At 55.7% G+C, this 17,660-nt stretch carries 20 protein-coding genes; 14 read left to right on the forward strand and 6 right to left on the reverse strand.

Going from position 1 to position 17,660, the window contains the following annotated elements; translation table 11 throughout:
* Nucleotides 1-148 precede the first annotated feature (148 nt).
* The 7 genes from pyrH to Q1K23_RS00885 are packed head-to-tail and all read left to right on the forward strand — an operon-like array spanning nt 149 to nt 7,498.
* On the forward strand, nt 149-859 hold the full coding sequence (pyrH, locus tag Q1K23_RS00855) for a UMP kinase (RefSeq protein WP_300361194.1): 711 nt from the start codon (nt 149-151) through the stop codon (nt 857-859).
* A gap of 19 nt (nt 860-878) precedes the next feature.
* A complete protein-coding gene (locus Q1K23_RS00860) occupies nt 879-1,091 on the forward strand; it encodes a DNA-directed RNA polymerase subunit omega (RefSeq protein ID WP_300361197.1) in 213 nt (70 codons plus the stop codon).
* Nucleotides 1,092-1,099: 8 nt separating this feature from the next.
* Nucleotides 1,100-3,265, forward strand: coding sequence for a RelA/SpoT family protein (locus Q1K23_RS00865; RefSeq protein ID WP_300361199.1), 2,166 nt, complete (start codon nt 1,100-1,102; stop codon nt 3,263-3,265).
* A gap of 14 nt (nt 3,266-3,279) precedes the next feature.
* The gene (gene tyrS, locus Q1K23_RS00870; RefSeq protein WP_300361272.1) at nt 3,280-4,479 is read left to right on the forward strand and encodes a tyrosine--tRNA ligase; all 1,200 of its coding nucleotides are present in this window, start codon (nt 3,280-3,282) and stop codon (nt 4,477-4,479) included.
* Entirely contained in the window at nt 4,479-5,570 is a 1,092-nt protein-coding gene (locus Q1K23_RS00875; RefSeq protein WP_300361203.1) for a nitronate monooxygenase, read from the forward strand. Before tyrS ends, Q1K23_RS00875 begins: the two co-directional genes overlap by 1 nt.
* A 48-nt stretch (nt 5,571-5,618) precedes the next feature.
* Nucleotides 5,619-7,079: an N-acetylmuramoyl-L-alanine amidase gene (locus Q1K23_RS00880; RefSeq protein ID WP_300361205.1), complete on the forward strand. Its 1,461-nt coding sequence runs from the start codon at nt 5,619-5,621 to the stop codon at nt 7,077-7,079.
* Nucleotides 7,079-7,498 carry an META domain-containing protein gene (locus Q1K23_RS00885; RefSeq protein ID WP_300361208.1) on the forward strand — a complete coding sequence of 140 codons (420 nt, stop codon included), beginning with the start codon at nt 7,079-7,081 and terminating at the stop codon, nt 7,496-7,498. Before Q1K23_RS00880 ends, Q1K23_RS00885 begins: the two co-directional genes overlap by 1 nt.
* Before the next feature lie 31 nt (nt 7,499-7,529).
* On the opposite strand, the gene ppa is transcribed toward Q1K23_RS00885, so the two are convergent.
* Nucleotides 7,530-8,048 (reverse strand): inorganic diphosphatase, encoded by a 519-nt coding sequence (gene ppa, locus Q1K23_RS00890; RefSeq protein WP_300361210.1) that lies wholly within the window; start codon nt 8,046-8,048, stop codon nt 7,530-7,532.
* A gap of 73 nt (nt 8,049-8,121) precedes the next feature.
* On the opposite strand from ppa, the gene Q1K23_RS00895 reads away from it, so the two are divergent.
* Genes Q1K23_RS00895 through Q1K23_RS00910 form a run of 4 tightly spaced genes read left to right on the forward strand, consistent with a single transcriptional unit; the run spans nt 8,122 to nt 10,584 of the window.
* Nucleotides 8,122-8,703: a methyltransferase domain-containing protein gene (locus Q1K23_RS00895; protein WP_300361212.1), complete on the forward strand. Its 582-nt coding sequence runs from the start codon at nt 8,122-8,124 to the stop codon at nt 8,701-8,703.
* The gene (gene truC / locus Q1K23_RS00900) at nt 8,696-9,451 is read left to right on the forward strand and encodes a tRNA pseudouridine(65) synthase TruC (protein ID WP_300361215.1); all 756 of its coding nucleotides are present in this window, start codon (nt 8,696-8,698) and stop codon (nt 9,449-9,451) included. The genes Q1K23_RS00895 and truC overlap by 8 nt, the downstream gene beginning before the upstream one ends.
* Nucleotides 9,452-9,458: 7 nt before the next feature.
* A complete protein-coding gene (locus Q1K23_RS00905) occupies nt 9,459-10,307 on the forward strand; it encodes an HAD family hydrolase (RefSeq protein ID WP_300361218.1) in 849 nt (282 codons plus the stop codon).
* The gene (locus Q1K23_RS00910; RefSeq protein WP_300361221.1) at nt 10,285-10,584 is read left to right on the forward strand and encodes a hypothetical protein; all 300 of its coding nucleotides are present in this window, start codon (nt 10,285-10,287) and stop codon (nt 10,582-10,584) included. The genes Q1K23_RS00905 and Q1K23_RS00910 overlap by 23 nt, the downstream gene beginning before the upstream one ends.
* Nucleotides 10,585-10,618: 34 nt before the next feature.
* On the opposite strand, the gene Q1K23_RS00915 is transcribed toward Q1K23_RS00910, so the two are convergent.
* The 5 genes from Q1K23_RS00915 to aspS form a co-directional block, all read right to left on the reverse strand.
* Nucleotides 10,619-10,894 (reverse strand): DUF503 family protein, encoded by a 276-nt coding sequence (locus tag Q1K23_RS00915; protein ID WP_300361224.1) that lies wholly within the window; start codon nt 10,892-10,894, stop codon nt 10,619-10,621.
* On the reverse strand, nt 10,863-11,633 hold the full coding sequence (locus Q1K23_RS00920; RefSeq protein WP_300361225.1) for a molybdopterin-binding protein: 771 nt from the start codon (nt 11,631-11,633) through the stop codon (nt 10,863-10,865). Before Q1K23_RS00920 ends, Q1K23_RS00915 begins: the two co-directional genes overlap by 32 nt.
* 76 nt (nt 11,634-11,709) lie before the next feature.
* A complete protein-coding gene (locus Q1K23_RS00925) occupies nt 11,710-12,282 on the reverse strand; it encodes an adenylate kinase (RefSeq protein WP_300361227.1) in 573 nt (190 codons plus the stop codon).
* The gene (locus tag Q1K23_RS00930; RefSeq protein WP_300361231.1) at nt 12,279-12,530 is read right to left on the reverse strand and encodes a FeoA family protein; all 252 of its coding nucleotides are present in this window, start codon (nt 12,528-12,530) and stop codon (nt 12,279-12,281) included. The genes Q1K23_RS00925 and Q1K23_RS00930 overlap by 4 nt, the downstream gene beginning before the upstream one ends.
* Complete coding sequence (aspS, locus tag Q1K23_RS00935) at nt 12,517-14,286, reverse strand: aspartate--tRNA ligase (protein ID WP_300361234.1); 1,770 nt, start codon at nt 14,284-14,286, stop codon at nt 12,517-12,519. The genes Q1K23_RS00930 and aspS overlap by 14 nt, the downstream gene beginning before the upstream one ends.
* A 171-nt stretch (nt 14,287-14,457) precedes the next feature.
* Between aspS and Q1K23_RS00940 the strand changes: the two genes are divergently transcribed.
* Genes Q1K23_RS00940 through Q1K23_RS00950 form a run of 3 tightly spaced genes read left to right on the forward strand, consistent with a single transcriptional unit; the run spans nt 14,458 to nt 17,647 of the window.
* Nucleotides 14,458-15,321, forward strand: coding sequence for an NAD(+)/NADH kinase (locus tag Q1K23_RS00940; RefSeq protein WP_300361236.1), 864 nt, complete (start codon nt 14,458-14,460; stop codon nt 15,319-15,321).
* The gene (locus tag Q1K23_RS00945; protein WP_300361239.1) at nt 15,318-16,856 is read left to right on the forward strand and encodes a hypothetical protein; all 1,539 of its coding nucleotides are present in this window, start codon (nt 15,318-15,320) and stop codon (nt 16,854-16,856) included. Before Q1K23_RS00940 ends, Q1K23_RS00945 begins: the two co-directional genes overlap by 4 nt.
* Complete coding sequence (locus tag Q1K23_RS00950) at nt 16,853-17,647, forward strand: TatD family hydrolase (protein WP_300361242.1); 795 nt, start codon at nt 16,853-16,855, stop codon at nt 17,645-17,647. The genes Q1K23_RS00945 and Q1K23_RS00950 overlap by 4 nt, the downstream gene beginning before the upstream one ends.
* The last annotated feature ends 13 nt before the right edge of the window (nt 17,648-17,660 follow it).

Raw genomic sequence — 17,660 nt, forward strand, 5'->3', positions numbered from 1 at the left:
AGCTGATGTTCGAAGTGACCCAGAAGAACAGACACATCAATCCTCTCGAACTGATCAGGCTTCGCTGAGCAAATTCTTAAACTTTCTTTCATATCTTTTTTAAAGCATCTTTTGGATAAAATCCAACCACTTTTAGAAGGAGCGTGAGATGGCGAAACAGCGGGTTCTTGTGAAGTTTTCCGGCGAGGCTCTGGCCGGTGAGAGCGGATACGGTGTCGATACGTCGATCCTGAAATTCATCGCCGAAGAGATCAAACAGCTCGTCGACAGCGGGATCGAAGTGGGGGTCGTCATCGGCGGCGGCAACATCATTCGCGGTGTGACGGCCGCCAAAGACGGGATCATCAAGCGTACCAGCGGTGACTATATGGGGATGCTCGCCACCGTCATCAACGCCATCGCGATGCAGGAGGCTCTGGAACATCTCGGTATGCGCGTGAGGGTGCAGAGTGCGATCAAGATGGAGCAGATCTGTGAGACTTTCATCGTGCGCAGAGCGATCCGCCATCTCGAAAAGGGACGTATCGTCATTTTCGCGGCGGGTACCGGCAACCCCTTCTTCACGACCGATACGGCCGCGACGCTCCGCGCCATCGAGATAGGCGCCGATATGATCGTCAAAGCCACCAAGGTCGACGGCGTCTACGACAAGGACCCGGCCAAATATCCCGACGCGAAGAAACTGCCCGAGCTCACCTACGACGAGGCGCTCGCCGACAATATCAAGGTGATGGACGATACGTCGATCGCACTGGCGAAAGAGAACCGGCTGCCGATCGTCGTATGCGACATGTTCAAGCAGGGCAACCTTCTGGCGATCATGCAGGGTGATTACGAAAAGTGTTCTATCGTCAAATAACTTCAGGAGTAGAGAAAACATGAGACTTGAAAAAACAGCGGCGAAAGCCCTAGAAAAAGCGAATTTCAACCGATACCTTCTTTCCGCGGCCGTCTCCAAGCGTGCCAACGAGCTTGCGGCCGGAGCGGAACCACTGGTCGACATGGATCCGAAAAAGTACAAGTTTTCCGATATCGCCATTGCCGAAATCGCCGAAGGTGTCGTCAAAATAGAGGGCATGGAACAGAGCTAAGGCCCCGTATGAACCCGGCCCTCGAGCCCGTCATCGACCTCGTCCGTGCCATCAAAACGGTGGAGGAGGCGGAAGAGCTCTTTTTCGATGCGATCGAACCCACCGATCGTATCAAAGAGGCTCTCGCGTTCGCCAAAGAGGCGCATGCCGATCAGAAGAGAAAAAGCGGCGAACCCTACATCATCCATCCCATCATCGTAGCGGCCATCACGGCGACGATCAGTGCGGACGAGACGATGGTCGTCACGGCGCTGCTGCACGACGTCGTCGAAGACACACCCTATACGATCGACGACATCAGGTACAGGTTCGGAGAGGACGTTTCCTATCTCGTCGAGGGTCTGACGAAAATCGTCGAAATCCGGGAGACGGAGCTGGTGCCCTCCACATCCAACGAAAAACTGGTAACCTCCGCACTCAGCTTTCGGAAGATGCTGATCTGTTCCATCGAGGATGTCAGGGTTCTCATCATCAAACTCTGTGACCGCCTTCACAACATGCTCACGCTCGATGCCCTCCCGAAGGAGAAACAGCACCGTATCGCGGAGGAAACGCTCGTGGTCTACGCGCCTATCGCGCATCGGCTGGGTATATCGGCTTTGAAAAACAAGCTCGAGGATCTGAGCTTCTACTACCTCTTTCCCAAAGAGTACGCCAAAATAGACGCTTTCATCACCTCCCACAGCCAGGATTTCCAGATCAAGCTCAACGCTTTCATCTCCAAAGTGAAGACGCTGATGGTACGAAGCGGCTTCAAGGCCGACAGTTTCGAGATTATCGGACGGGTCAAACACTACTATTCGATCTATCTCAAGATGCAGCGCAAAGGGATTTCGATCGACGAGATTCTCGATCTGCTGGCGATACGCATACTGGTCGAGAAGCCGATCGACTGCTACCGGTCTCTGGGGACGCTCCATCTGCATTTCAAACCTCTCATCGCCCGTTTCAAGGATTATGTCGCTCTGCCGAAAGAGAACGGCTATCAGACGCTCCATACGACGGTTTTCGACGATACCTCGATCATCGAGGCGCAGATTCGGACCTTCGAGATGCACAAGAAAGCCGAATACGGTATCGCGGCACACTGGAAATACAAGATGGATGAGGATATCTCCGTCAATGTAGAGTGGCTCAAGAATCTCCAGTATCAGAACGAGTCGATCGAAGAGTTCTACGAACTGGTCAAAAACGACCTCTACAGCGAAGACATCAGCGTTTTCACGCCGGCGGGAGACCAGATCTCTCTGCCCCGGGGCGCCACGGTGCTCGACTTCGCCTACGCGGTCCATACGCAGGTGGGAGAGACCGCCACGGCGGCACTGGTCAACAAACGGGCCGCCTCGCTGCTTACCGAACTCAAAAACGGGGATCTGGTCAGGATCATCACCGCCGACCACCCCATCTATCACTGCACGTGGATCGACGCGGTCAAAACCTCCAGGGCCAAGAGCCACATGCGTACACGCTGCAATCAGCGGCGCAAAGAGATCGACAGAATGAGCGCCATCAACATTCTCACCGCAACCCTCAATCTGCTTCCCTACGAAATAGAGGAGTGGATCGAGCAGCAGTCGCTGCAGGATCAGATCTACCTCGTCGCCCGCGATCTGAACTTCTACAAAGAGGTGGTACACAGATTCGTCGAAAGCCGGAAAGAGAAATCGATACTTCCGACGATTTTCCAGCTTCCCCCCAAACGGATAAAACGGTACAATTTCGAAAATTTCGTCATTCATGCCACGGACAGCGTGGGAAGCGTGGAGTTCGACTACTGCTGTCACCCAAAACGAAACGATCCGATCGTCGCTTTCCGCTTCGGCAACAAGGCGATCGTCCATCACAAGTTCTGCGAGAAAGCCTACAGCTGGATCCAGAAGCATACGGCGATGCTCTTCGTGGAGTGGAGCGAAAGCAGATTGATGCGCTATCGCATTCTCGTGACACTCAAGGATGAAAAGGGGGCGCTGGCCAAGCTGCTGGGATTTCTCGCGAAGATCGACACGAACGTCATCTCGATCAAACTGGGAGACGGCACCGCCCAGAGCAATCTTTGTGAAATGGTCGTCGAGACCAAGGAGTATGACAAGAATCGTCTGAAGTCCCTTCTCGAAAGACGTTTCAAGGTGATCGAAATGGTGAACCTGACGGATGCATACAAACAACTACATTAAGGAACGATATGGATATGATTGAAGAAGCTTTGAACGAAATCGGACGCGGCGCTGCCGAAATCATTACCGACGAACAGATAGAGAATCTGCTCAAACGCTACTACGAAACGGGTGAACCCTACTATGTCAAAGCCGGCTTCGATCCGACGGCGCCCGATCTGCATCTGGGACACACCGTTCTGTTGCAGAAACTCGCCACTTTCCAGAAATACGGCGGGATCGTCCAGTTTCTGATCGGCGATTTCACGGGGATGATCGGCGATCCCACCGGCAAGAGCCAGACGCGGAAAAAACTGACGGCCGAAGAGGTGAAAGAGAACGCCAAAAGCTACGAGGAACAGGTCTTCAAGATCCTCGATCCCGAAAAGACGATCGTCGTCTTCAACAGCGAGTGGCTCGGCAAACTGACCAGTTACGAGATGATCGAGCTGGCATCCAAACGGACCGTCGCCCGGATGCTCGAGCGTGACGATTTCGAGAAGCGCTTCAAGAGCGGCCAGGACATCTCTCTCTACGAATTTTTCTATCCGCTCTTCCAGGGGTACGACAGCGTCGTTCTAAAAAGCGACATCGAGATCGGCGGGACCGACCAGAAGTTCAACCTCCTGATGGGCCGCCACCTCCAGCGCTCCTACGGCGTCGGCAAGGAGCAGGTCGTGCTGATGATGCCGATCCTCGAAGGGCTCGACGGCGTGCAGAAGATGAGCAAATCCCTGGGCAATTTCATCGGCGTCGCCGAAGACCCCAACACGATGTTCGCCAAAGTGATGAGCATCAGCGACGAACTGATGTGGCGCTACTACGAGCTTCTGAGCGCCAGGAAGCTCGACGAGATCGCACGGATGAAAGAGGATGTCGAAAAAGGCGCGCTCCATCCCAAGCGGGCCAAGGAGATGCTGGCCGAAGAGATCGTCGAACGTTTCCACGACAAAAAAGCGGCGCTTGCGGCCTGTGAAGAGTTCAACAAAGTCTTCAAGCAGAAGGACCTTCCCACGGACATGCCCGAGTACGAGCTGGAGGGTCCCATCTGGATCGCCAAAGCGCTGGTGGAAGCCAAACTCGAACCTTCGACCTCCCAGGCACGCCGGGATCTGCAGCAGGGCGCCGTGCGCATCGACCAGGAGAAAGTGAGCGACAAAGACTTGCAATTGGAGGCGGGAGATTATATACTTCAGGTAGGAAAAAAGAAATTTGCGAAAGTGAAGGTGAAGTAGTGGAACTCAAACCTGTCAAAATCGGAAAATACGAGATAAAATATCCGATCATCCAGGGCGGCATGGGTGTCGGAATCAGCTGGGACAGACTCGCCGGGCATGTGAGTCTGGAAGGGGGGCTTGGCGTCATCAGCAGCGTCGGGACCGGCTATTACGAAAACAGGGCCTATGCGGACAAACTGGTCTCCGGCCGACCGCTGGAGGCGGAGAATTTCTATTCGAAAAAGGCGTTGATAAAGATCTTCGAAAACGCCAGAAAGATCTGCGGCGACGCGCCTCTGGCGTGCAACGTGCTCTACGCCATCAACGATTACGGCCGGGTCGTGGAGGATGCCTGCGAAGCGGGTGCCGACATCATCATTACCGGGGCGGGACTGCCGACCAACATGCCCGAATTCACGGCCGATTATCCCGACGTGGCGCTGGTGCCCATCGTCTCCTCCCCCAAGGCGCTGCGGCTGATCTGCCGGCGTTGGGAGAAGCGTTACGGCCGCATTCCCGACGCCGTCGTGCTGGAGGGACCGCTCAGCGGAGGCCATCAGGGATTCACCTACGAGCAGTGCTTCATGGAGGAGTACCAGCTCGAAAACCTGATCGGACCCGTCGTGGAGGAGGCCGAAAACTGGGGCGGCATTCCCGTCTTCGCCGCCGGCGGCATATGGGATAGAAAAGATATCGAACGCTGCATCGAACTGGGCGCGGCCGGCGTGCAGATGGGTACCCGCTTCATCGGGACCCACGAGTGCGACGCCCACGACAATTTCAAAGAGGTCCTGTTGAACGCGAAAGAGGAGGATATCCTGCTGCTCAAATCCCCTGTGGGATACCCGGCGCGGGGTGTACGGACGAATCTGATCGATCTGGTCGACAAACGCGAAGGACCCGCCATCAAGTGTATCAGCAACTGTGTGGCTCCCTGCAAACGGGGTGTCGAAGCCAAACAGGTGGGTTACTGCATCGCGGACCGTCTCAGCGACGCCTATATGGGTGACAAAGAGCTGGGACTCTTCTTCTCCGGCGCCAACGGATACAGGCTCGACGAACTGATCAGTGTCAAGGAACTGATGCACAAACTGGTCCACGGAGAGTAACCCATAAAAAAGGCGCTTCTTTTTCTTCTCCTGCCGCTTTTCGCCCTTTTGCTTTCGGCGGCCGACCATACGGACCGCCTCGAAGCGGCGAAAAGGGCGATCCACTCCCCATCCAAATCGACGATCTGGAAAGGTTACCACGACTATCAGTCTCTCTATATGAAGGGGCTCCTCGAAGGGGACGAAGCCCTGCAGATCGAGGCGCTGAAAGGGCTGATCGATGCTTCCGAAAGCCTTGGACTCGATCCGACGCGCTACAAAAACGCACTGAAAACGATCCGGCCCGATCTGGTGAAAAAAGCGAAAAAGCACGAAACGAAAGAGAAAAAAGGGGCCTACGTCACGCCGGTTTCAGGAAAAAAACGGCTCAAGCTCAAAGACAGCAGGGTGACGGGGGGCTATCTGGTTCTGCGCTTTTCCGCCGCTCTCGATCGGAAAAATCTCAGAAAGTTCGTATTGAAGCGCAAAAAGTCGATTCTCTACGTGTTCGATCTCACTCCCGTCAGGCTTCCTTATTCGATCAAACGTATCAAGGGGAAAGGTTTCAAGGAGATCCGGATCGCCCAGTACGATCCGAAAAAGATCCGTATCGTGGTCGAGACACTCAAACCCTACACTCCGAAAGCCTCCATAACAGGCGACAGACTGAAAATCTCTCTTCCCTCCCTTCGGAAGGCACCGGCAGCTAGAAAGAGAGCGGAAGCGCCGAAAAAAAGAAAAGATGTTTCGAAAAAGAGTCCGCAAAAAGCTGCCGCGAAGTCTCCTGCGGCAACGAAGACGAAAGCCCTTTCGAACGTATTGCCCGGATCTGCGCTGAGACGCTACACCGTCGTGATCGACCCTGGACACGGCGGCAAGGACGGCGGGGCCGTGGGGTATCAGAAAAGACGGGAGAAGGATGCCGTACTCGCCGTGGCGAAACGTCTGAAAAAAGAGCTGCAAAAGAGGGGATTCAACGTCTATCTGACCCGTGAAAAAGATATCTTCATACCTCTGAAAAAGAGGACCCGATTCGCCAACAGAAAGCAGGCGGATTTTTTCGTCTCCATCCACGCCAATGCCGCGGCGAAAAGACGCAACTACCTGAAAAACAAAGGAATCGAGACCTATTTTCTCTCTCCCGCCAAAACCGGACGTGCCAAACGGGTCGCCGCCATCGAAAACAGAGCCGAGATCAAGAATATCGACCGTTATACGAAAGATGCCGTGCTGAGCATGCTCAACCGTGAAAAGATCATCGAGTCCAACAAGCTGGCGATCGATCTGCAGAGACAGATGCTCGCCTCCGTCAGGAAAAAATACAAGGATGTGGTGGACAACGGTGTACGCAAAGGGCCGTTCTGGGTTCTGGTAGGCGCCCAGATGCCGGCGGTGCTGATCGAGATCGGCTATATCACCCATCCGACCGAGGCACGCAGGATTTTCAACCCCTACTATCAGAAGCTTCTGGCTGAGGGAATCGCCAACGGTATCGAAAGCTACATCTATCACAAAACCAGGAGTTACTGATGTACAGAAAAATCTTTTACGCAGCGCTCGCACTCGTCTATATCACGGGATGTACCAAACAGCCCACTGCGGCCGAAGGACCGAAGAGTGAACGGGTCGTCGTCGAAGGCAAACGGTGGCAGCTCGTCAGTTTCGGCAATCACGAAATGAGAGTACCCCAGAAAGCCTGGATAGAGCTGGCGAACGGACGCTATCAGGGATTTGCCGGATGCAACGGTCTGAGCGGTACCTACACGATAAAAGGGCAGGGCATACATTTTACGATGGATCCCTCCACCCAGATGGCGTGTCCCGATATGAGAGGGGAGACGGAGTTTAGAAAAAGGCTGCTGAAAACGGATCGGTTCTCCATCGAAGAGGGTCTGCTGACTCTGAAGGAGAAAAAAGAGAAACTTCTGGTCTTTATGGAGAAGAAGTAGCAGGCGATCCTTTACGGATCGCCGGAAAGTTTTATTTGTAGTTTTTGATGGAAGCTTCCAGAAGGCGGGCGGCTTCCTCTTTGCCTTTGAAATCCTTGACTTTGACCCATTTGTTGGGTTCGAGCATCTTGTAGGTTTCGAAGAAGTTCTTGATCTTGTTGAGTACCGCCTGGGGAAGGTCTTCGTAGCTTGTGATACCTTCGTAGGTCGGATCGATCTTGGTGACGGGGACGGCGAGGAGTTTTTCGTCCATGCCCGCCTCGTCCTCCATGATCAGTACGCCGATGAGGCGGCACTTGATGACGGAACCGGCCTGCACGGGATAGTCGTTGAGGACCAGAATGTCGATCGGGTCGCCGTCGTCGGCCAGGGTGTCGGGGACGAAGCCGTAGTTGGCCGGATAGAACATGGCGGAGTAGAGTACGCGGTCGACGACCACGGCGCCGCTATCCTTGTCCAGCTCGTACTTGATGTTGGACCCGTAGGGGATTTCGATGAGGGCGTGGACCTTGTCGGGGCACTCGCCGCTTCCGATTTTCGTGATATCCATAGTGATATTCTCCTGTCAAAGTTGATGGAGAATTTTAGCGCAATGTAATTGAAAATTACAATAAAGGCAACTTATGTCCGAACGTGACAAAACGAAATGGGACGCCAAATACCGTGAACGCAGAAAGCTCCTCGATCGGATGGAGCCGGCCCGGTTCGTGCGGGAGTTTTACCCTCTCGCTCCGGGTAACCGGGCGATCGATCTGGCGTGCGGCGGCGGAAGGAACGCGATCTTCCTGGCCCAAAAGGGGTTCGAAGTGGATGCGGTGGACATCTCCTCCGTCGCGATCGAAGCGCTTAAAGCCAAAGCCGCGGGTCTTGCCGTACATCCTCTCTGTGCCGATCTCGACAGTTTCGAACCGAAGGCGGGAGTCTACGATCTGGCTCTCATGATCAACTTTCTCGACCGTGGCCTCCTTCGCCGAATGGCCGAAGCGATCGGGCCCGGGGGCGTGATCGTCGTCGAAACCTACATGAAGCATCCCGAAAACGAAAAAGCGGGCAATCCCGATTTTCTTCTGAATCCCGGCGAATTGCGGGATTTTTTCGGCGAAAGGTTCGAAACACTGGCTTACGAAGAGTTCTGGAACGGTGATGAGGAGAGTTACCGGATGCGGAAACAGGGGATTGCGGTGAAAAAGAGTGCCGATGTCTGAACCGCTGGAGATTCTCTACGAAGACGAGAGAATCGTCGCCGTCAACAAGCCGAGCGGTCTGCTGGTACACCGATCCTGGATCGACAGGGAGGCGACGGCCTTCGCCCTGCAGACGGTCCGAGACATGACGGGACGCTACGTCCACCCCGTCCACCGCCTCGACAAACCCACCTCCGGCGTGCTGGTCTTCGCGTTCGACAAAGAGGCGGCACGGCGCATGGGAGAACTCTTTGCAGAGGGATCGGTACACAAACGGTACCTCGCCGTGGTCAGGGGGTATACCGACGAAGCGGGAGTCATAGACTATCCACTCAGGGAGATCCTCGACAAAATGACCGATGCGAAGGCAAGAGACGACAAAGAGGCCCAGGAGGCCGTCACGAACTACAGAAGGCTGGCGACGGTGGAGCTGCCCATCCCCGTCAGCCGCTATCCGGTAGCCCGCTACTCCCTGGTGGAGCTCTCTCCCGAAACGGGCCGCAAGCATCAGCTCAGACGTCACATGAAACACATTTTCCATCCCATCGTCGGAGATACCAAATATGGCCGTACGGAGCACAACCGTCTTTTCAGGAAGCACTTCGACTCCCACCGCCTGCTGCTGCACGCCGCCTCGATAGAGTTTCCCCATCCCATAGATGGCGAAACGGTGGAGATCGGGGCTCCTATGCCGGAGGATTTTATGAAAATCGCCCGTTTGTTTGGTAAAATTCCGGAAAAAATGCAAACCGGTCTTTCCGGAGAATGAGAGAAACATGGAACCGCTCTATCTGACCGATCTGGACAAAACCTTTCTCCGCAGCGATCTGACGATCAGCGATTTCAGCCGGAAGGTCTGGAACGAAGCGGTGGAGCGGGGACACAAACTCTCCGTCGCGACGGCCAGAAGCTATACAGGGGTGATGAAACTGCTGGGAGGGCTTCATCTCAAAGAGCCGCTGATACTTCTCGATGGGGTCATGATCGCCTCGCCCGAGGGAATCATCCTGCATCTGAGCGCACTGGAGAAGGATCTGGCCGACGAAATCATCGATCTCGCACACAGGGAGAGCGGTCTCTATCCGCTGCTGGTGGGGCTGGAAAAGGATGAGAGAGAGCGTTTCGTCTATCCGAAGCGAAGGAACAGGTACCAGGAGGAGCTGCTGGCCACCTTTCACAACGACCGCCGCCTGGTCGATGCCGATCCGCTTCGGGCGATGGATCGAAACCTCAAGATCGTCTACCTCGACACCGACGAGGTGACGGCGGGGCTCGAAAAGGCACTGAAAGAGGAGTTCGGCGACCTGATCGAGGTGAAGCGCTCCAAGGACCCCTACATCGACTGCTACTTTCTGACGGTACTTCATGCCGAGGGGGACAAAGTCCATGCGCTGATGCGGCTGGAGGAGATCGAGGGTGTCGACAGGGAGCATACGACGGTTTTCGGCGACAGTCACAACGATCTGGGCCTCTTCGCCGCAGCCGGCCGCAGAATCGCCGTGGCCAACGCCATCGACGAACTCAAAAAGATGGCCGATGTCGTCCTGCCGTGGACGAACGACGAAGACGCCGTCGCCAAATATATCGCCAGGGAGGTTCTGAATGCTGAAGAGTACAGCGGGTAAAATCTTTCTTTTCAACCTTCTTATCGCTCTCGTCTCTTTCGGAGCGATCTTTTACGGTCTCGATCGTATGCCCCATCTTTTGCGCTATCTCTTCTACCCTCTGATCGGGTATACGATGCTCTCCTTCATCTCGGCGGCCATTGCCGTGGGAATGGGGATGAACGCCTGGGAGAGGACAGAAAAAGAGAGTGAGAAAAAAGCTGCCATTCTCAACGGCCTCTATATCGTAGCCGTCATTGTCGGGATCTTCTTCTCGCTGAAGAGACTGATCGGATAAAAGCTTTCGCCATCTTTTTGGGAAAAGGGGAAAACTACAGCAGTTCGTAGGTGAGTTCTGCCTGGATCTCCGGAAAGCGGCTTTCGAGCATCGTTTCGATCTTTTCGATCTTCTGTTTCGCCTGCTGTTCGTCGGGCGAGAGGAAAGCGATGCCTATTTCCGCCTCTTTGGGGTATTCGCCCGAAAGGTCGAGGACCGAGCAGTTCATATGGGAAAGGCGCTCCTTGATCGAGTTGAGAACGGCGCGTCTCCCTTTTTTCGACGTGACGAAAGGGAGATCAAGCCTCAGGGCTGCATAGGTCAGGGTCATCGTGCCTGTCTCCTTCCACCCATTCGATTCCTTTCTCTTTCATGTATTCGACAAAGCGGCGATACCATGTTTCGACCTTTTCGGGCTCTTTTGCGCTCAGGCTGATCACCGCGATCCGTCTGTCGCCGCAGAAGGCGGGGAGCGACGAGAGCTCCACCTCCGCCGGAACTCTCTGCATCATTTCGATCAGATCGTTTTCGCTGGTGAGGGCCGTAAAGGTTCTGCGTGCCAGCGGTTTCGCGTCCGGAAGCAGAAGATCCAGTGCCTGACGTACCATCGGATGGGCCATCTGCGGAAAACCGGGAACGAAAAAGTAGCGCCGATCCACGCTGAAGCCGGGCACGTTGTTGACGGGATTGTCGAGAAGTTCCGCATTTTCGGGCAGTTCGGCCATATGGATACGGTGGGGATAGGCATCGTCACCGAACTGGTCGAGAATGCGACGCTTCGCTTCCTCGTGGACGACGAGGGGCTTTTGGGTGAAGACCCGGGCGGCGATCTCCCGGGTCAGATCGTCGGGCGTGCTGCCGATGCCGCCGAAAGAGAAAAGAATCGCTTCCGGGTCGCTTTTGATGAGCTCGAAGGTTTTGGTGATGAGTGTACGGTCGTCTTCGATGATGAAAGAGGCGTGAAGCTTTTCGCCCCGCTTCAGGAGCTCTTCGGAGAGAAAGAGAAAATGCCGGTCGTTTCGACGCCGGTTGAGAATTTCCGTACCGATGATAACTTGATAGAAATGCATGAATGTCCTTCAAAGCACGGGGTCGACCCGTGCTTCCAATAACCGATAACCGATGACGGGCTGCAACGCCGCCCTGTCAGATTTTGCTTTTGATGAACTTCTCCATCTCGTCGACGATCTCTTCGATCGACCGTTCGCCGTTGATCACGTGCAGAAGCCCTTTTTCCTTGTAGAAGCTGCGGATCTCTTCGATCGGCTCCATGTAGACCTTCATGCGGTTTTTGAAGACCTCTTCGTTGTCGTCGGCGCCGCGGGCGCGTCCGAGGACCCGCTCTTTGGCCACCTCTTCGCTCACGTCGACTTCGATGACCGCTTCGAGTTTCACGTCGGGTTCGTCGGCGAGGATCTTGTCGAGGGCTTTCATCTGCTCCACGCTGCGGGGGAAGCCGTCGATCAGGATGACCGGCTTGTCACTGCGTTTGATGGCGCTGACGATCGTGTCGATGACGATCTCCAGAGGCACGAGATTGCCTTTGGAGATGTAGCTGTCGATCGTGGCGCCCAGTGGAGAGCCGCTGGCCACTTCGGCGCGCAGAAGGTCGCCGGTGGAGTAGTGTGCGATCGTGTCGGGGTTGTTCGCCGCGATGATCTCCGCGTCGGTCGTCTTGCCGCTGCCGGGGGCTCCGATGATGAGAAAGAGTTTTTTCATGAGGATCTCCTGAATTTGATTGGTGTGATGGGTTTGACGATGATCTTCTCCGCCTGTCCGCGGCAGAGGGCCACATCGATGTTTTCGTTTTTGATCTCGATGGGTCCGAGAAACGCTTTGGATTTGACTTCGACGATGTCGCCGATGCGGATACCCAGCGCGTCGAGGCGGCTTTTGAACTTCTCACAGCCCCCTTCGAACCCCTTGATCTTGACGAGGTCGCCGGTCTTGGCTTCACTCAGACGCATCGATTTTCGGCTGCTTCCTGATTCTGATGCCGAGCTCTTTGAGCTGGGCGTCGTCCACCGGACTCGGTGCGTGGGTCAGCAGACAGGTCGCGCTCTGGGTTTTCGGGAAGGCGATGACGTCGCGGATACTCTCCTTGCCGCCCAGAAGCATCATGATGCGGTCGAAGCCCATCGCGAATCCGCCGTGCGGCGGCGCGCCGAATTTGAGCGCGTCCAGAAGGAATCCGAACTTCTCCTGTGCCTCTTCCTCGTCGATACCCAGCATTTTAAACACTTTTTGCTGAATATCAAGTTTATGGATACGGATCGATCCGCCTCCGAGCTCGATGCCGTTGAGAACCACGTCGTAGGCGATGGAGTCGATCGCCTCGATATCCTCCTCGTCGATGTTTTTGGGCATCGTGAAGGGGTGGTGGAGCGCTTTGAGGTGCAGCTCTCCCTCTTCGAGCTCGAACATCGGGAAATCGACGACCCAGACGAATTCGAAGCGGTTTTCATCGACGAGGCCCATGCGATGGGCCACTTCGGTGCGAAGGCGTCCCATGTAGTCCCAGACCGTCTTGCGGTCGCCGGCGCCGAAGAAGACGATGTCGCCGACCTGTAGGTCGAGACGGCTTTTCATCTCTTCGACCGCGTCGTCGCCGAGGAATTTGAGGATCGGCCCCTTGAGACCCTCCTCCTTGACCTGGATGTAGGCCAGCCCCTTGGCGCCGAATTTGGTGACGAAGGATTCCAGCTCCTTGATGATCTTGCGGCTGAAGGCTTTGTCGCCGCCTGGGACTTTGAGGGCTTTGATGCGGTTGAGTTTTTTGTACTGGGCGATCTCGGCGAAGATGGGGCTGTCGCAGTTTTCGAAGAGGTCGATGACGTCCACCAGCGGCAGGTCGAAGCGCAGGTCGGGGCGGTCGTTGCCGTATCTCTCCATCGATTCGCGGTAGGTGATGCGGTTGAAGGGGGTCTGGATCTCCCTGCCGCAGGATGCGAAGATCGCTTTGAGCAGCTCCTCGGCCACCTGCATCACATCCTCCTGCGTACAGAAGCTCATCTCCACGTCGATCTGGGTGAACTCCGGCTGACGGTCGGCCCGCAGGTCCTCGTCCCGGAAACATTTGGCGATCTGGAAGTAACGGTCGAAGCCGCTCACCATCAGCAGCTGCTTGAAGAGCTGGGGCGACTGGGGCAGGGCGTAGAACTCGCCGTTGTGGACACGGCTGGGGACCAGATAGTCCCGGGCCCCTTCGGGTGTCGATTTGGTCAGGATCGGCGTCTCGACCTCGAGAAATCCCAGGGAGTCGAGGAGATTGCGCGCGGCGATGGCCGCTTTGGAGCGCATCCGGAAGGTTTCGAACATCTCCTCGCGGCGCAGGTCGAGATAGCGGTATTTGAGGCGGATATCCTCGCCGACGTTGGGGTCTCCCAGGGTGAAGGGCATCGGCTCGCTGCGGTTTTCGATGACGAGTTCGTCGACGACCACCTCGATCTTTCCGGTCTTCAGGCGCGGGTTTTCGAGCCCCTCGCCCCGGAGGCGGACTTTGCCCCGGGCGATGAGGACGAACTCGTCCCGGACATGGGAAGCGACCTTGTGGGCTTCGGCGTTGTCGGCGGGGTCGCAGACGAGCTGGATCAGCCCCGTCTTGTCCCGCAGGTCGATGAAGATGACGCCCCCGTGGTCGCGGTAGCTGTTGACCCAGCCGGCCAGCTCGACGCGCTCGCCGACATCGTTTTCGTTCAGATCGGTACAGTAGTGTGTTCGCAAAACAAATCTCCAGTTGAAGGGGAGTTTCCCCGGATATAGTGGCGCGATTATAGCGAAAACAAACTTATTTTTGATAGAATAGATCCCAACTACGTTCCGGGATCCGTTCCGAACAGGTCCGGTTTCGCCGAAAGCCGGATTTCGGGACGGTTTCCGACAAAAAGGTTTGCCGTGCAGGAAAAACTCAAAATCGAGCGGGTCGGCATCGCGCTGCGCCCTTCGACTCCCGAACTCAAAGAGCTCTTTTTCAAGGTCAAGGGTGCCTTCGAGAAGCATGGCGCCGAAATCATCATCGACACGATCAGTGCGGGTATGATCGGGATGCTGGGGCAGGATTTCTCGACGATGTGCGAGAAGAGCGACATTTTGGTCTGTATCGGCGGAGACGGGACGCTGATTTCGCTGGCCAGGCGCAGCTACCGGTACCACAAACCGATTCTGGGCATCAACGCCGGGACCCTCGGTTTCCTGGCGGATATCAACCCTTCCGAAATCGAGGCTTTCGTCGAAAAGCTCTATACGGGCGAATTCCGCATCGACGAACGGATGATGATCGAGGGGGTACTGGAAAACCGGGGACATTCGGAGTATTTCTACTCCTTCAACGATATCGTCATCAGCCGGCCCTCGATCTCCAAAATGGTCAAGGTCGACGCCTATATCGACAAAAAGTGGTTCAACACCTATTATGGTGACGGTCTGATCATCTCGACACCCACCGGATCGACGGCCTACAACCTCGCCGCCGGCGGCCCCGTCACCTTTCCGCTGACCGACGCCTTCATTCTGACACCGATCTGTCCCCACTCCCTGACCCAGAGGCCTCTGGTGATCCCGGCCAATTTCGAGATCGAGATCAAAACCCCGGACAAACAGTCGCTGGTCATCATCGACGGACAGGAGCAGTACGATTTCGGTCCCGACGATACGCTGCTCGTGCGCAAAGCGCCGATCGGGGCGCGGCTGATCCACCGGATGGAGAGAAACTATTTCGACGTGCTTCGTGAAAAACTCTCGTGGGGGCAGATGCGATGATCGAACGCTTCTACGCCAGGAATCTGCTGGGATTCGAGACCCTCGACATTCCGTTCGAACCGGGACTGATAGCCATCACGGGTCCCAGCGGCGCGGGAAAGTCGGTCTTCATGGCATCTTTGCTGGCGCTTTTCGGACTGGAGGATGTGCAGGCCGAGATTTCGGAAGCGGTGGTGGGAAAGACTCCTCTGCTCGACCTTCAAAGCTACGACAACGGCGAACACGAGATGACGATCCGTGCCGTGAAGAAGGGGAAAATCCGCTACTTCCTCAACGACCTGACGATTTCGAAAAAACGTTTGAAGGAGATGATGGGACCGCTGGTGCGGCACATTTCGCAAAGAAGCAACAACGAACTCTCCTCCGAACTGCTTCTGGAGCTTCTGGATGCGATGGCGATGCTCGAAGATCCCGGTTACGACGAACGCCTGGAGAGTTTCAGAAACCGGTACGACGACTATGTGAAGAAGAGCCGAAGGCTCGAGACGATGCAGGCGGACGAGAAACGCGTCAGGGAGCTGATAGAATTCGCCGAGTTCGAAATCCGAAAGATCGACGAAACAGCGCCGAAACCCGGTGAGGACGAGGAGCTGATGGCGATCAAGAGAAAGCTCTCCAAAAAGGAGAAGATCAGCGAAGCGATCGCCCGTGCATCGAGAATTTTCGAGGTGGAAGACGATGTCCTGGAAGCGCTGAAGATGATCGAGAGCGATACGGTTCTCTTCAACGAAGCGATGAACATGGTGCGCAGCGAATTCGAACGGGCCGAGGAGATGCTGGACGAACTGGACGAAGTGGACGTGGAACAGGTGCTCAACCGCATCGAGGCGCTGGCCGAGCTCAAACGGCGCTACGGTTCGATCGAGGAGGCGCTGGCCTATCGGGACGAAAAGGTCAAGGAGCTGGAGTATTACAGAAATATCGACCACGAGTTGGAGGGGCTCGCCGCCGAGGTCGAAAAACTGCTTCTTGCGTTGCGCAAAGAGGCCGAAAACATCAGTTATACCCGAAAGAACGCCGCCGGCAAGGTGGAGCATTTCATCAACGGCTACCTGGCCCAGCTCAGGATGCCGCCGCTCGCTTTTTTGATGGAAACCAAGCCTCTCGACAGATCGGGCATAGACACGGTCGATATCGACCTGCAGGGCTCCTCCATCGAGACGCTCAGCGGCGGCGAGTTCAACAGAATCCGTCTGGCGCTGCTCCTGTGCAAGAGCGAGCTGGCCGGAGGGGAGGGGATTTTGTTGATCGACGAGATCGACGCCAACGTCAGCGGAGACGAATCGATCGCCATCGCCCGCCTTCTCAAGACGCTTTCGAAAAACTATCAGATCGTCGCCATCTCCCACCAGCCCCATCTGAGTGCCGCCGCGAAGCAGCATCTGCTGATTCGAAAAGAGGGCGGCAAAAGCGTCGCGAAGGTTCTGGGCAAAGAGGAGCGCATCGACGAGATTTCCAGGATGATCGCCGGCGAAGAGGGGATGAAAGAGGCGCGCACGCTGGCCGAAAATCTTCTGAAGGAGTTTTCCAAATGATCATCGATACCCACTGCCATCTCGACGATCCGAGATTCGACGAGGATCTCGACGCCGTGATCGCACGGGCGAAAGAGCATGGTGTCCGTGGATTTCTGATACCCGGCGCCGATCCCCGGACACTGGAGAAAGCGCGGAGGATCGCCCATACCTACGACGAGGTCTTCTATGCGGCGGGGGTGCACCCGTATGATATTGATGAATATGACGAAGCGCTTCTGACGGAGCATCTGCAGGATGAAAAATGCATCGCCGTGGGTGAATGCGGTCTGGACTACTACCGTCTGCCCGAAAACGAATCCCAGAAGCACGAGGAGATCGCGGAGCAGAAGAGGATTTTCGGGATGCAGATCGAGCTGGCCAAAAGGGTGGGCAAACCCCTGATCGTCCATATCCGTGACGCCAGTGCCGATTCGATGCAGATGCTGCTGGACCATGGAGCGGGTGAGGTAGGCGGCGTGCTTCACTGCTACAACGCCGACGAGCAGCTGCTGAAGATGGCCGATCACGGCTTCTATTTCGGCATCGGCGGGGTCGTCACCTTCAAAAACGCGAAGAAGCTGCCCCATGTATTGCCCAAAATACCAAAGGATCGGCTCGTCGTGGAGACCGACGCCCCCTATCTGACGCCCCACCCCTACCGGGGAAAGCGGAACGAACCGTGGTATACCGTTTTCATCGTCGAAAAAATCGCCGATATTTTAAAGATGCCCGCGACGGATGTCGAAATGTTGACGACGGAAAACGCCAAGCGGCTCTTTAAACCGTTTGCCACGTTGCAGATGGTATAATCTTCTACTTTTT

Source organism: Hydrogenimonas sp. (assembly GCF_029933015.1).
Taxonomy (GTDB): Bacteria; Campylobacterota; Campylobacteria; order Campylobacterales; family Hydrogenimonadaceae; genus Hydrogenimonas.